The sequence below is a fragment of the Burkholderia sp. PAMC 28687 genome (assembly GCF_001577465.1).
Classification (GTDB): Bacteria; Pseudomonadota; Gammaproteobacteria; order Burkholderiales; family Burkholderiaceae; genus Caballeronia.
Window position 1 is genome coordinate 400,255 of sequence record NZ_CP014507.1, and the last position, 14,759, is coordinate 415,013.

Annotated in this window: 8 protein-coding genes; 6 read left to right on the plus strand and 2 right to left on the minus strand. The window is 61.9% G+C overall.

The genetic code is table 11. From position 1 onward, the window contains the following. The first annotated feature begins 156 nt into the window (after positions 1–156). Positions 157–5,997 carry an excinuclease ABC subunit UvrA gene (gene uvrA / locus AX768_RS24700; RefSeq protein WP_062002750.1) on the plus strand — a complete coding sequence of 1,947 codons (5,841 nt, stop codon included), beginning with the start codon at positions 157–159 and terminating at the stop codon, positions 5,995–5,997. On the opposite strand, the gene cynS is transcribed toward uvrA, so the two are convergent. Further along, entirely contained in the window at positions 5,991–6,440 is a 450-nt protein-coding gene (cynS, locus tag AX768_RS24705; protein WP_062002751.1) for a cyanase, read from the minus strand. The genes uvrA and cynS overlap by 7 nt on opposite strands. An 89-nt stretch (positions 6,441–6,529) precedes the next feature. On the opposite strand from cynS, the gene AX768_RS24710 reads away from it, so the two are divergent. From AX768_RS24710 to AX768_RS24730, 5 genes are all read left to right on the plus strand, one after another. Beyond that, positions 6,530–6,949: an ACT domain-containing protein gene (locus AX768_RS24710; RefSeq protein WP_155524334.1), complete on the plus strand. Its 420-nt coding sequence runs from the start codon at positions 6,530–6,532 to the stop codon at positions 6,947–6,949. A gap of 67 nt (positions 6,950–7,016) precedes the next feature. Continuing rightward, the gene (locus tag AX768_RS24715; RefSeq protein WP_062002752.1) at positions 7,017–8,297 is read left to right on the plus strand and encodes a DUF445 domain-containing protein; all 1,281 of its coding nucleotides are present in this window, start codon (positions 7,017–7,019) and stop codon (positions 8,295–8,297) included. 46 nt (positions 8,298–8,343) lie between these two features. Further along, positions 8,344–8,820: a nuclear transport factor 2 family protein gene (locus AX768_RS24720; protein WP_062002753.1), complete on the plus strand. Its 477-nt coding sequence runs from the start codon at positions 8,344–8,346 to the stop codon at positions 8,818–8,820. Next, complete coding sequence (locus AX768_RS24725) at positions 8,817–10,736, plus strand: amylo-alpha-1,6-glucosidase (protein WP_062002754.1); 1,920 nt, start codon at positions 8,817–8,819, stop codon at positions 10,734–10,736. The genes AX768_RS24720 and AX768_RS24725 overlap by 4 nt, the downstream gene beginning before the upstream one ends. A 72-nt stretch (positions 10,737–10,808) precedes the next feature. Continuing rightward, positions 10,809–13,544 (plus strand): MGH1-like glycoside hydrolase domain-containing protein, encoded by a 2,736-nt coding sequence (locus AX768_RS24730; protein ID WP_062002755.1) that lies wholly within the window; start codon positions 10,809–10,811, stop codon positions 13,542–13,544. A 16-nt stretch (positions 13,545–13,560) separates the two neighbouring features. On the opposite strand, the gene AX768_RS24735 is transcribed toward AX768_RS24730, so the two are convergent. Beyond that, entirely contained in the window at positions 13,561–14,631 is a 1,071-nt protein-coding gene (locus AX768_RS24735) for a TAXI family TRAP transporter solute-binding subunit (RefSeq protein ID WP_062002756.1), read from the minus strand. Positions 14,632–14,759: the final 128 nt, after the last annotated feature.

Here is a 14,759-nt window from a genome sequence, read left to right on the forward strand (position 1 = left end):
GTTCGGTCTGCCAAAAACACTGTACGGGTGTACAGTATCGGATACTTCCGCAGTTATCTCATCGAAGTGCTTTGCACAGCAGCGGCTCCAGCACGAGCCGTACGCGGTAACGACGCTCCGGTGGACGATCTAACTCATTGAACCGGTTAGGAAAAATTGGCATCCAACAACGCAATCCGCATTCGCGGCGCTCGCCAGCACAATCTCAAGAATATCGACCTGGACCTGTACACGGGCCAGATGACCGTGGTGACCGGTCCCTCCGGCTCGGGTAAATCGAGCCTTGTTTTCGACACGCTCTACGCCGAAGGCCAGCGTCGATATGTCGAAACGTTCAGCGCCTACGCGCGGCAATTTCTCGACCGGATGGATCGTCCGCAGGTGGATCGCGTGGACGGCGTGCCGCCGGCGATTGCCATCGACCAGACGAATCCGGTGCGCAGTTCGCGCTCGACCGTCGGCACGATGACCGAGCTGAACGATCACCTGAAGCTGTTCTATGCGCGCGCCGCCGAGCTCTTCGATAAAAAGACCTCGCATCAGGTCCGGCATGACACGCCGGAGACCATCTACGTCGAGTTGCTGGAGCGCACGAAGGCGAACGATCCGCGTATTGCGATCACGTTCCCGGTCGAGCTGCCCGAGTCCGCGAGCGACGAAGAAGTCGCGCAATGGCTTTCCGCGAGCGGTTATACGCGCGTGCAGGCCAAGCGGCATCAGGACGGGCGGCAGATGCTCGATGTGGTCGCCGACAGGTTCCGTTTGCAGAACACGGAACGGTCGCGGGCGCTCGAGGCGATCGAAGGCGCGTTGCTGCGCGGCACGGGGCGTGTGAATGTGTATGTGTTGCCGGAGCCGGGCGCGGAAGACGGCGACAAGCCAACGGACGTTCCCACGTGGCGCTTCTCCACCGGCCTTCACAGCCCGGAAAGCGATATTCGCTACGCCGATCCGCAACCCGCGTTGTTCTCGTTCAACTCGGCGTACGGTGCGTGCGAAACGTGCCGTGGATTTGGCCGCGTGATCGGCGTGGATCTCGGTCTCGTGATCCCCGACGAACGCAAGACGCTGCGCGGCGGCGCGATCAAGACGATGCAGACGCCCGCATGGCAGGAAAATCAGGACGACCTGTTGCGCTACGGCGCGAAGGCCGGCATTCGGCTTGGGGTGCCCTGGAGCGACCTGACGCAAAAGGAACGCGACTGGGTGATCAACGGTTCGCCGGACTGGACGGGCAAGTGGCAGAACCAGTGGTACGGCGTGCAGCGTTTCTTCGATTACCTGGAATCGAAGGCGTACAAGATGCACATCCGCGTGCTGCTGTCGAAATATCGCAGCTATACGAAGTGTCCGGTGTGCGAAGGCGCGCGGCTGAAAACCGAAGCGCTGCTGTGGCGTCTTGGTACGAAGGACCAGGCGGACGCCGTGTTGAGTCCGGCCGATCGTTTCCTGCCGGCCGGCGTGGAATGGACACGTCCGCAACTCGAAGCGCTGCCCGGCCTCACGCTGCACGACCTGATGCTGATGCCGATCGACCGGATTCGCCGGTTCTTCGATTCGCTGACACTGCCAAGCACGTTGCTCGACGACGCGGTCAAGCTGCTGCACAACGAAGTCCGCACCCGCCTCAAGTATCTTTGCGATGTCGGCCTCGGTTACCTCACGCTGGATCGCCAGAGCCGCACGCTGTCGGGCGGCGAAGTGCAGCGGATCAACCTGACGACCGCGCTCGGCACGTCGCTCGTGAACACGCTGTTCGTGCTCGATGAACCGAGCATCGGCTTGCACCCGCGCGACCTGAACCGGATTGTCGAGGCAATGCACCGGCTGCGCGATGCGGGCAACACGCTGGTGGTCGTCGAGCACGATCCGTCGGTGATGCTGGCGGCGGATCGTCTTATCGATATGGGTCCGGGCCCCGGCGAACGCGGCGGCTCGATCGTGTATGACGGATCGCCGAACGACATTGAACATAGCGACACGCTCACTGGCGCTTATCTTGGCGGCCGCAAGCACGTAGCGCATGCGTCGAACTGGCAGCGCCGCGCAGTCGATGCAAAGACGCCGCGGCTCGTGCTCGAAGGTGCGACGCAACACAATCTGCGCGATGTCACGGTCGAGATTCCGCTGCAGCGTCTGGTCTGCGTGACGGGGGTATCGGGTTCGGGCAAATCGACGCTGATCCAGGATGTCCTCGCGCCAGCCTTGCTGCGTCATTTCGGCAAGGCAACGGAAACGCCGGGCGCATTTCGCGCGCTGAAGGGCGCGGACGCGCTGAGCGAAGTGATCTTCGTGGATCAGTCGCCGATCGGTCGCACGGCGCGTTCGAATCCGGCGAGCTACGTTGGCGCTTTCGATGAAATTCGCAAGCTCTTCGCAAAGGCGCCGCTGGCGGCGCAACGCGGTTACAGCGCGGGCATGTTCAGCTTCAACTCTGGCGACGGCCGTTGCCCGACCTGCGGCGGCTCGGGCTTCGAGCACGTGGAAATGCAGTTCCTGAGCGACGTGTATTTGCGTTGCCCGGATTGCGATGGCCGGCGGTATCGTGCGGAAATCCTCGATGTGCAGATCGAGCGCGATGGCCGTTCGCTGAGCGTCGCCGATGTGCTCGACCTGACCGTCAGCGAAGCCGTCGCATGTTTCGCCAAGGACAAGGAAGTGCTGCGGGTGTTGCAGCCTATCGTGGACGTTGGACTTGAATACGTGAAGCTCGGACAGCCCGTCCCGACGCTTTCCGGCGGCGAAGCGCAACGCCTCAAACTGGCGGGTTTCCTCGCGGAAACGGCACAAGCGAGCGGCAACAAGCCGGGCCGTCTGTTCATGTTCGACGAACCCACGACCGGTCTTCACTTCGATGACATCGCCAAGCTCATGCAAGCGCTTCGGCGTCTGCTGGAACGCGGCCATTCGCTGATCGTGATCGAGCACAACCTCGACGTGATCCGCGCGGCCGACTGGATCATCGATCTGGGTCCTGAAGGTGGTGACGCAGGCGGCCTGGTGGTCTGCGTAGGCACACCGGACGATGTCTCCGCTTGTGAACAATCGCACACGGGCAAGGCCTTGCTCGATTACGAGGAAGCCATGGCGCCGGGCGCCGCGCAGAAGCGTGCATCGGGCGTGCCGTTGCAGCTTGCGGCTGAAGTGGCAGCCGCGCGCCGTGCGTTGCAGGGCGAGGACGTGGTGCGGATCGTCAATGCACGCGAGCACAACCTCAAGTCGCTCGACGTCGATATCCCGCACGGCAAGTTCAACGTGATCACGGGCGTCTCGGGTTCGGGCAAGTCGACGCTTGCCTTCGATATCCTGTTCCACGAAGGCCAGCGCCGTTACCTTGAATCACTGAACGCGTATGCGCGTTCCATCGTGCAACCGGCCGGGCGTCCCGAAGTCGACGCCGTTTATGGCATTCCGCCGACGGTTGCCATCGAACAACGGTTGTCGCGCGGCGGCCGGAAAAGCACGGTCGCAACCACGTCGGAAGTCTGGCATTTCCTGCGGCTTTTGTATGTGAAGCTCGGCATCCAGCATTGCATCCACGATGGCGCACCAGTCGCCGCGCAAAGTCCTGAATCGATCGTCGCGCAGATCCTGCGTGACTTCAAAGGCCAGCATATCGGCCTGCTTGCACCGCTCGTCGTGAACCGGAAGGGGATCTACACCGACCTTGCGAAGTGGGCAAAAACGCGCGGCCATACGCATCTGCGCGTGGACGGCGAGTTTCTCTCCGTCGATCCGTGGCCGAAAATCGACCGCTTCAAGGAACACACCATCGAGTTGCCGGTTGGCGATCTGATCGTCAGCGTGAACGACGAAGCATCGCTCAGGAAGATGCTCGAAGACACGCTGGAACTCGGCAAGGGCGTGATGCATCTGCTCGCGCCGCTCGACGATCTGCATGGCGCGCTGAACGGCGGCAAGAACGGCACGAAGCACGTCGGCGAGATCCGCGTGTTCTCGACCAAGCGCGCGTGTCCGGTTTGCGGCACGAGTTATCCCGAACTCGATCCGCGCATGTTCTCGTACAACAGCAAGCATGGCTGGTGCCACACGTGCGTGGGAACGGGGGTCAAGCTCACGCGCGAGCAGCGCGAAGCCTACGACGACACCTTGCTCTCCGAAGACGTTCGCGGCCGCGAACAAACGATTCCATCGGCGGAACAGGAGCCTGATGACGTCGGGGATCAGCCATGTCCGGATTGCGAAGGCACGCGCCTGAACGAAGTCGCGCGTGCGGTGACGTTCGGCAATCAGCCGATCACCGAAATCGGCCGATGGACGGTCACCGCCACGCGCAACTGGGTCAACAGGCTGAAGCTCAAGGGACGTGATGCGGACATCGCGCGTGACGTGGTGAGCGAAATAGAAGGACGTCTGCAGTTTCTCGAAGAAGTCGGCCTGGGTTATCTGAGCCTCGACCGCGCAGCGCCGACTTTGTCAGGCGGCGAAGCGCAGCGCATCCGGCTTGCGGCGCAACTCGGCAGCAACCTGCAAGGTGTGTGTTACGTGCTCGATGAACCGACTATCGGCCTGCATCCGCGAGACAACAAGATCCTGCTCGACGCGCTCAAAAAGCTCGGCGACAAAGGCAACACGCTGGTCGTCGTGGAACATGACGAGGACACGATTCGCCGCGCGGATCACATCATCGACATTGGTCCGGGTGCGGGAAAACGCGGCGGTACGGTCGTGGCGCAGGGCGGTGTTGCAGACCTTGCAGCACAACCCGATTCGCTTACCGGTCAGTTCCTGGCAAACCCGATTCAGCATCCGCTGCAACCGCGCCGCGAAGTAAAGACGCCCACCGCCAAACGCGCCGCAACGCCGGAAAACTGGCTCACGGTACATGGCGCAACGCTGCACAACCTGCGCAACGTCACGGCGAGCATGCCGCTCGGACGCCTGATTGCGATCACCGGCGTGAGTGGTTCCGGAAAGTCGACGCTCGCGCGCGACGTGCTGATGACCAATCTGCTCGACGCCGTGGGCCGCTCGGTGCTGTCGTCGCCGGCAACGCGCCGCGCACGCAAGACCGCGCAAGCCGACATGCCCGCACGTAACCGTTCGAGCGTGTTGTCGCGGGAAGCGCCGCGTCCGAAGTTCGATGTCACGCATCGCTGGCAGGGCTGCACGGACGTGACCGGCTTCGAAACGATCGACCGTGTGCTCGAAGTCGACCAGACGCCGATCGGCAAGACGCCGCGTTCGTGTCCGGCCACGTATATCGGCATGTGGGACACCATCCGCAAGCTGTTCGCCGATACGCTCGAATCGCGCGCACGCGGTTATTCGCCGTCGCGCTTCTCGTTCAACACCGGCGACGGACGCTGCCCCGCGTGCGAAGGTCAGGGCGTGCGCACCATCGCAATGAGCTTCCTGCCTGACGTCAAGGTCCCGTGCGATGTCTGCCACGGCCAGCGCTTCAATCCGGAAACGCTCGCGGTGACGTGGCGCGGGAAAAACATCGGCGAAGTCCTGACGATGGAAATCGATGAGGCCGTCGAGTTCTTCTCCGCCATGCAGAGCATCGCGCATCCGCTGCAACTAATGAAGGATGTCGGACTGGGTTATCTGACATTGGGCCAGCCATCGCCAACCTTGTCGGGCGGCGAGGCGCAGCGGATCAAGCTCGTGACGGAGTTGTCGAAGGTGCGTGACGATATCGGCCGGCGCGGGCAGAAAGCGCCGCACACGCTGTACGTGCTCGACGAACCCACGGTCGGCCTGCATATGGCCGACGTGGCGAAGCTGATCCGCGTGCTTCACAGGCTGGTGGACGGCGGCCATTCCGTGGTCGTGATCGAGCACGATCTGGACGTGATCGCGGAAGCCGACTGGGTCGTCGATCTCGGGCCGGAAGGCGGCACGGAAGGCGGATCGATCGTGGCGTCGACCGATCCGGAGACGCTCTCGAAGAATCCGCGCAGCCACACCGGCGCGGCGTTGCGGCCGGTGCTGGAACGCGGTACGGCGGTTGCGGCCGAGGAAGTTCAGTAACTCTTGTAAGGCAGGAATTTGCCCGATAAAACCACGTTGACCCGGTCCCCCTTGGGATCGGGTTCGCGCCGGATGTCCATCGAAAAGTCGATGGCGCTCATGATCCCGTCGCCGAATTCCTCGTGGATCAGTTCCTTGATCGTGGTCCCGTAGACGCTCACGATTTCGTACCATCGGTAGATCAGCGGGTCGGTCGGCACTGCGCTCGGCAGCGAGCCTTTATAGGGCACAATCTGCAACCAGGCGACGGCTTCATCGGAGAGACCGAAGACTTCGCCGACGACTTCGGCCTGCGTCTTGGAGAATGTCATCTGCCCCAGGCAGCCGGCCGTTACCCATTCCTTGCTCAGGCCGACTTTCTCCGCCACGTCGGCCCATTTCAGCCCTTTGCTCACCTTGGCGGCGAGAATCATGCGGGTCACTTCGCTGCGATCGGAAATCATGGGTGTCACTCCTCGGGTTTGCCTGAAGCGAGTGTATCGGCCAATTGCGCGGCTGGCTGGCGGACAAAAATAGCAAAGGATTCCCACTGATGTCTAAACCGACCGTGTCGATACCCGTCAACGATCTCAACACCTTGCTTGCATCGATGTCACCCGAGTTGCAGCCGGGCGTGCATGTCTACGCGAGCGTCCCGTTCGATACCGATATGTCCGCCCTCGCGCCCGTCGCGACCTTTCGCGAACGCGAGGGCCTGACGCTCATCCTGGAAGAGTCCGAGGCGCTGAAAGCCGGTATCGAACCGATGTTTCGCGCTGCCTGGATCACGCTGACCGTGCATTCGGACCTGCAGGCGGTCGGCCTGACTGCCGCCTTCGCAACCGCGCTTGGAAAGGCAAACGTCAGTTGCAACGTGGTCGCGGCGGCGTATCACGATCATGTGTTCGTACCGATCGAGTCTGCCGGCACAGCGATGGCCGCGTTGCTGCAACTTCAACGTGATGGCTTGTGAGAAAGCCGAATCGTTCCCGCTGGTATGCTGGCGCCCTCGTCCCACTAAACAAGATCGCAAAACCGCAATGGCAACGCAGGACAAATCTCTCGCACTGAAGAAAATGAAGTGGTTCGCCGCCGGCCTTCTGCTGGCAGCAGCCGCGCTGTTCGTGCTCGCAAAAAGTCAGCATGAAGTGGGCGCCTGGGCCTGGGTCGCCGCATTCGCCGAAGCCGCCATGGTCGGCGCGCTGGCCGACTGGTTCGCGGTCGTCGCGCTGTTCCGCCATCCGCTCGGCTTGCCGATTCCGCACACTGCCATCCTCCCGGCAAACAAGGCTCGTGTTGCCGACAACCTTGCCGAATTCGTCCGGGACAAGTTTCTCGGCACCGACGCCCTGGTCGCCCGGGTGAACGCCTTCGATCCCGCCGGTCGCCTTGCTATCTGGCTAGCCGAACCGGCAAACGCGGCGCTGCTCGGCAAGAAAGCGGTCGCCGCGGCAGGCCAGATGCTGGAGTTCATCGACGACGAGCGCGTCAAGACCATGCTTCACGAAGCGCTGCGCCGTCGGGCCGAACAGTTCGATCTGGCGGGCGCAGTCGGCGGATTGCTGTCCACCATGACGGCGGACCGCCGCCATCAACTGCTTCTGGACGAGGGCCTGCGCGAACTCGCGCAATGGCTCGACCGCGAGGAAGTGCAGGGGATCCTTGCAGGCAAGATCATCGAAGTGGCGGGAGAGGAATATCCGAAGCTCATCGGCATGCTGGGTTTTGTCGGCCTGAGCGCCGAGGATCTCGGTAACAAGTTCGCAGGCGGCCTGGTGCGCGGCGCGACCAAATGGCTGCACGACATCAGCGACGATCCCGAACACGAACGGCGCAAGGCGTTCGACCGCTCGGTGGAGGGGTTTATCGAACGGCTGAAGAGCGATCCGGCGTTCTGCGAACGGATCGATCAGCACAAACGCGAATGGCTTGAACGTCCCGAGTTGCGGACCTATGTGAACGGCTTGTGGGACGAATTCAAGGACTGGCTACGCCGCGATCTATCTCAACCGGACTCCACGCTGAACCGGAAAGTGACGGGCGCGGCGTCATCGTTTGCGGCCGCGCTGGGCGACGATCCTGCGTTGCGTGAATCGATCAACGAGCATATGCGTGACGCGCTGCGTTCGCTCGCGCCGGAACTGCGCGACGGTATCGCGAAACATATTGCCGCGACCGTGCGCAACTGGGACGACGCCACGCTCGTGCGCGACGTGGAACTGAGCGTGGGCCGCGACCTGCAATTCATCCGCGTGAACGGCACGCTGGTGGGCGGGCTGGTTGGCCTGATCATTCATGCCGTATCGATGTTCATGGTTTAAGCTTCTCGTTGCCGCGGTCAACCGACCCTCCTGGAAGAGACCGAACATGACGGACCCGAACGCCGCATTGATCCAGCGTTTCTACGAAGCCTTCCAGCGTTCCGACGCCGAGGCGATGGCGAAATGTTATGCGCCCGACGTCGAGTTCAGCGATCCGGTGTTCGGCGTGTTGCGCGGCCGCGAAGCAGGCGACATGTGGCGCATGTTGCTTGCGCGGGCATCGGAATTTTCGCTGACCTTTGGCGACATCAAGTCGGTCGGACAAACGGCGACTGCAAACTGGGTCGCGACCTATCGTTTTTCGCAGACGGGACGTATGGTCGTGAACCGCATCAACGCGCGTTTCGTGATTCGCGACGGCCTGATCGTCGAACATTACGATCACTTCGATCTCTGGGCCTGGAGCCGTCAGGCGCTTGGACTCAAGGGTCTGCTGCTCGGCTGGACGTCGTTCGTACAGAACAAGATCCGCGCGCAGGCAGCGAAGGGACTCAGGACTTACCGGCAGCAACCGAAGACATGACACGCATCGATTCCCCCGCTCGCGAAGGGCGCCTCGACGACGAATGGCTCGAAACCGATGCTTTCGGCGGGTTCGCTTCCGGGACCGTCGGCACCGAGCGCACGCGCCGATACCAAGCGCTGTTGCTCACGGCCACCCATCCGCCTGCGGGACGCATGGTGCTCGTGAACGGCGTGGAAGCCTGGCTCGAGGATGCATCGGGAAACACGCGCATTCCGCTCACCATGCAACGCTATGGCGACGGAGCGGCGTGGCCGGATATATCGGCGAGCCTGCTTTCATTCGATACCGAACCGTGGCCGACCTGGCGTCATCAGATCAGCGACACGCAAGTACTCACCGCAGAAGTTTTTGTCGCCAAGGACAGTGCGTGTACGGTGCTTCGATGGCGCCTGGACGACACCACGTTGACGCTGAAAGTGCGGCCGCTGATGTCGGGCCGCGATTATCACGCGCTGCATCACGAGAACCCCGCGTTCAACTTCGACTTTACCGGGATGGGTGACCAGATCCGCTGGCAGGCGTATGGCGATGTGCCGGCGGTGGTCGCGGTATCGAACGGAACGTATGTGCATGCACCCGACTGGTATCGCAATTTCTGCTACACGGCCGAGCGCGAACGCGGCATGGACTTCAACGAGGACCTCGCGACGCCGGGTGTCTTTTCCTTCGATTTATCGCGCGGGGAAGCGGTGCTCGTGTTGAGTGCGAACGAAGGAGCGGCAAGATCCGCCGCGCAACTTGCAGGCACGGAGCAAGCGCGCCGCGCTGCCTTTCCATCTGCGCTGCAACGTTCAGCCGATAGCTACATCGTCGCGCGCAACGAGGGCAGCACGATCCTCGCCGGCTTTCCATGGTTCACCGACTGGGGCCGCGACACGTTCATCGCGATGCGCGGCTTGATGATCGCATCGGACCGCCTCGCCGATGCTGAATCGATCCTGCTCGAATGGTCCGGCACGATCTCGGAAGGCATGCTGCCGAACCGTTTCCCCGACAGCGGCGGTGCGCCGGAGTACAACTCGGTCGATGCGTCGCTGTGGTTCGTGATCGCCGTGCACGAGTATCTGGCGACGGGACATGCTGCGCAACACACCCGGAACCGCTTGCAGCAAGCCGTCGATGCGATCCTCGACGGCTATACGAACGGCACGCGCTATCAGATCGCCGCCGATCCGAAAGACGGACTGCTGCGCGCGGGCGTCGCCGGCGTGCAACTGACGTGGATGGACGCGAAGGTGGGCGACTGGGTGGTGACGCCGCGCATCGGCAAGCCGGTTGAAGTGCAGGCGTTGTGGATCAATGCGTTGCGCATTGCCGCTGTGTGGAATCCGCGCTGGACGGAACCTGCAACGCGGGCGACCTACGCCTTTCAACAACGTTTCACTGACCCTGCGAGCGGCGCGCTCTACGACGTCGTGGACGCGGATCACGAATCCGGCGAGATCGATCGTTCGATCCGGCCGAACCAGCTTTTTGCTGTCGGCGGCTTGCCGTTTTCGCTGATCGACAACGATGCAACCGCCCGCGCGATCGTCGATCAATGCGAGCAACTCTTGCTCACGCCAATGGGCATGCGGACCCTGTCGCCGAGTGATCCGGCCTACAAGGGCCGATACACCGGGCCGCCGCTCGAACGCGATGGCGCCTATCATCAAGGCACCGTCTGGCCGTGGCTGCTCGGCGCGTTCGTGCAAGCTTGGTTGCGGGTGCATCGCGACGATCCCGCAGCGAGAACGCAGGCCCGTGAACGCTTTTTGCAACCGCTGCACGATCATCTGCATCGGGCGGGTCTCGATCATGTTTCCGAAGTCGCGGACGGCGATGCGCCGCACACCCCCGGCGGTACGCCATTCCAGGCGTGGTCGCTCGGTGAACTCATGCGCCTCGAGCGCCTGCTCGCCACAGATTCATGACGATTAATGCCGATGTCGTGCAAACGCGCTAGATTATCGGTCTTACCGTCACGCCCAGCCTAAGGACGCACCATGCCGCCACTGCGCGCTACCAAGTCGCTCGACACCATCGAAGGATCGCGTCTTCATTCCACCGACTGTTCGCGCTGGCAACGCTGGGGCCCGTATCTCAGCGAGCGTCAATGGGGCACGGTGCGCGAGGATTACAGCGAGAACGGCACCGCGTGGGACTATTTTCCGCACGATCATGCGCGCAGCCGCGCATACCGATGGGGCGAGGACGGCATCGCCGGATTCAGCGACGACAAGCTCAACTGGTGCGTCTCGCTTGCAATGTGGAACGGTCAGGATGCCATCCTGAAGGAGCGTTTGTTCGGCCTGACGAACGCGCAGGGCAATCATGGCGAGGACGTGAAGGAGCTTTATTTCTACGTCGACGGCGCGCCCACGCATTCCTATATGCGCATGCTTTACAAGTACCCGCACGCAGCGTTTCCCTACGATGACCTCGTCGCGGAAAACGGCCGCCGCGGTGCGGACGTACCCGAATACGAAGTGCTCGATACAGGCGTCTTCGAAGACAACAAGTACTTCGATATCCACGTCGAATATGCGAAGCACACGCCGGAAGATATCGTGATGCGCGTGACAGTCGAGAACCGCGCGGACTGTGCGGCGGCCATCGACTTGTTGCCGCAAATCTGGGCGCGCAATACGTGGTCATGGAAAGAGTCGCAGAAGCCGTCGCTGACCTTGAAGGGCGACGCCAAGAGCAAACGTGTAGTTGCCCATTGCGACGGACACGCGCCCATGGTCGTGACCGCTGAAGCGCGCGATGGCGCAGCCGTGGACTGGGTGTTCTGCGAAAACGAGACCAACGTCAGGCGTCTCTTCGGTTCGGAAGGAGCAGGGCCGTTCAAGGACGGCTTCAACGATTACATCGTGCATGGCGAAGAGAGTGCGATCCGTCGCGATACCGGCACGCGTGCCGCCGCGCATGTGAGGATCGAATTGCCGGCGCTGGGCCGTGGCGTCGTGACAATGCGCTGGCGTCCCGAAGCCGATGCCGACACGGATCGCCAGCCGCTCGATACCGACGCGCTGTTCGCCCGCCGGATCGCGGAAACCGATGCGTTCTACGCCGGCCTGCAGCACGAAATGGACGACGCAGATCAACGACTCGTGCAACGTCAGGCGCTCGCGGGCATGTTGTGGTCGAAGCAGTTCTACATGTTCGATGTCACGCGCTGGATGGACGGCGACCCGTTGCAGCCAGCGCCGCCCGCAGGCCGCAAGCGTGGCCGCGATGCCGACTGGCGGCACTTGTGCAACGCCGACATCGTCTCGATGCCCGACAAGTGGGAATACCCGTGGTATGCATCGTGGGATCTGGCGTTTCATGCAGCGGCGTTCGCGCTGATCGATCCGGCGTTCGCAAAGCGTCAATTGCTGCTGCTCGTGAAAGACCGTTATCAGCATCCGAACGGGCAATTGCCGGCCTATGAATGGGCGTTTGGCGATGCCAATCCGCCGGTCCACGCGTGGGCCACGTGGCGCGTCTATGAGATCGACCGTGCCATTACCGGCAAGCCGGATCGTGATTTTCTCGAGCTGGTCTTTCACAAGCTGCTGCTGAATTTCTCGTGGTGGGTGAACCGCAAGGATGCCGATGGCCGCAACATCTTCCAGGGCGGCTTTCTCGGGCTGGACAATGTAGGCATCTTCGACCGGTCAGCGCCGTTGCCAACGGGCGGGCGCATCGATCAGTCGGACGGCACCGCGTGGATGGCCGCTTACGCGCTGGACCTGATGCGCATTGCGCTGGAACTGGCGGTCGCGAATCATGTGTTCGTGGATATCGGCGTGAAGTTCTTCGAGCATTTCCTGTACATCGCGGAAGCAGTCAGCAGCAGCGATACCTGCGACACCGGTCTGTGGGATGAGCGCGACGAGTTCTTCTATGACGTGCTGCAACTGCCCGACGGCACCAGCGTGCCCATGCGCATTCGTTCGATCGTCGGGCTGATTCCGTTGTTCGCGGTCCATGTGCTCGAAGAGCATCTGCATGGTCATCTGCCGGGATTGCGCGACCGGCTGACGTGGTTCCTCGAACATCGGCCAGATCTGGCGAAGCTCGTATCGCGATGGAATGAGCCGGGCAAGGGCAACAGCCTGCTGCTTTCCGTGCTGCGCGGTCACCGCATGAAAGCGCTGCTCAAACGCATGCTCGACGAAAGCGAGTTTCTCTCCGACTATGGCGTGCGCGCGTTGTCGCGGGTGCATCGGGACGAACCCTTCGTGCTGCAGCATAACGGCGATCGTTTTTGCGTGAAGTACTTGCCGGCGGAATCGGATTCACGTGTGTTCGGCGGCAACTCGAACTGGCGCGGCCCAATCTGGATGCCGGTCAACTATTTGCTGATCGAATCTCTTTACGAGTTTCATCGGTACTACGGCGAAGATTTTCTCGTCGAGTATCCAACGGGATCGGGGCAGAAGTTATCGCTGAATGCTATCGCCGATGAGCTCGGCAAACGTCTGACGCGACTGTTCCTGAAAGACAAGAATGGTCGCCGTCCTGTGATGGCCGCGTACCCGCAATTACAGGCTGATCCGCGTTCGGACGATCTCGTGCTGTTCCACGAGTACTTTCATGGCGATACAGGGCGCGGCGTGGGCGCGTCGCACCAGACCGGGTGGAGCGGTCTGGTTGCGTTGCTGCTGCAGCCGCGCGTAGCCGACGTTGCGGGTAACGTGCCGGTCGGCGGCGCGGCGGTGCCTGAGGAAGCGGAGCTGGTGACGAAATAATCCGCCACCGCTTCAGTCATTCGTTGCAGAGCATCAGTACTTTTTCGGCATCGGTGCAGGCGCGCTTCGGCGCGCGCTGTGTCGCCGGTTCCGCGGAGCCCGCCGCCGCGGTCTTCCTGATACACGCGCGCAAGTGCTTTTCTATCGGCGGATAGTATTTCCAGCCACGGCTCAACGGCGGCAACTCGAGCTTCACCTGTTTCCACTTCGGGTGACCGTTGGCCTGCAGTTCATCGAAGTGCGTACATAACGAATCCGCGAACTGCGTCATGACGCCGACCGTGCCGCGCAGGTTGTAGTCGTAGGTCACGAGAAACGCCTTCACGGTCAGCGTGGGCGAGTCTTCCTTGATCCAGTTCGGATAACTCGCCGTGCGGATGGTCGCCGGGAAATACGTCTGCTCGGCGCGCGCTGTTTCAGGCACAGACGGATCGAGCTTCAGCAACTTGATCTGGCTGAGCAGCTCCGGATTCAGGTCCTGAAAAAGTTTTGCAGGCTGCCCCGCAACGATGATGGCCACATCCAGCTTGCGAACGATCAGCTTCGCGAGCGCGTCCTCATTGCTGTAGTGCTGCGTCTGCGCTTCGGGGATGGGCTGGTTGAACATCAGCTTGTAGAGCGTGGTCGCCGATTGCGCGGTGCCGCTGCCGATCAGCCCGACGCTGATGTTCTTGTCCTTGATCTCGTGGATGTAGTTGATCGGCGAATCCGAGCGCACCACGAAATAGATTTCCTCGTTATAGAGCGGCATGATCAGGCGCAGCGGCTGAATGATCTTGCCCGCTTCGGCGTTGCCGGCTTTCGCCATATCGAGGTAGGCCTGATACACGTCCGACTGCACGAGCGCGAGTTTCACGCCCGGTTCATAACGCATGCGTTGCACGTTTTCGGCGGAGCCTTTCGATGCCAGCACATCCAGGCTGATATTGGCGGGGTCCGCGACCCATTTCGCCAGGTCCTGGCCGATCTGGATGTAGGTACCGCGTTCCGGTCCGGTGACGATCTTGAAATCGGATTGCGCATGGGCGCGGTCAACCAGGCCGGCGAGCCCGAGCAGGGCGAACAGCATGAGTACGGTCTTGCGCATGATGTTGTTTGAATCGTTTTAATGTGTTTGGCTACGTTTATTGCACGCATTGATCAATGTGGCCGGCGTCTCCGGGCGCGGCCGTGTTGTCTCCTTCCGGTCTCCTTGCTGAATCGTGTGCTGCGCGT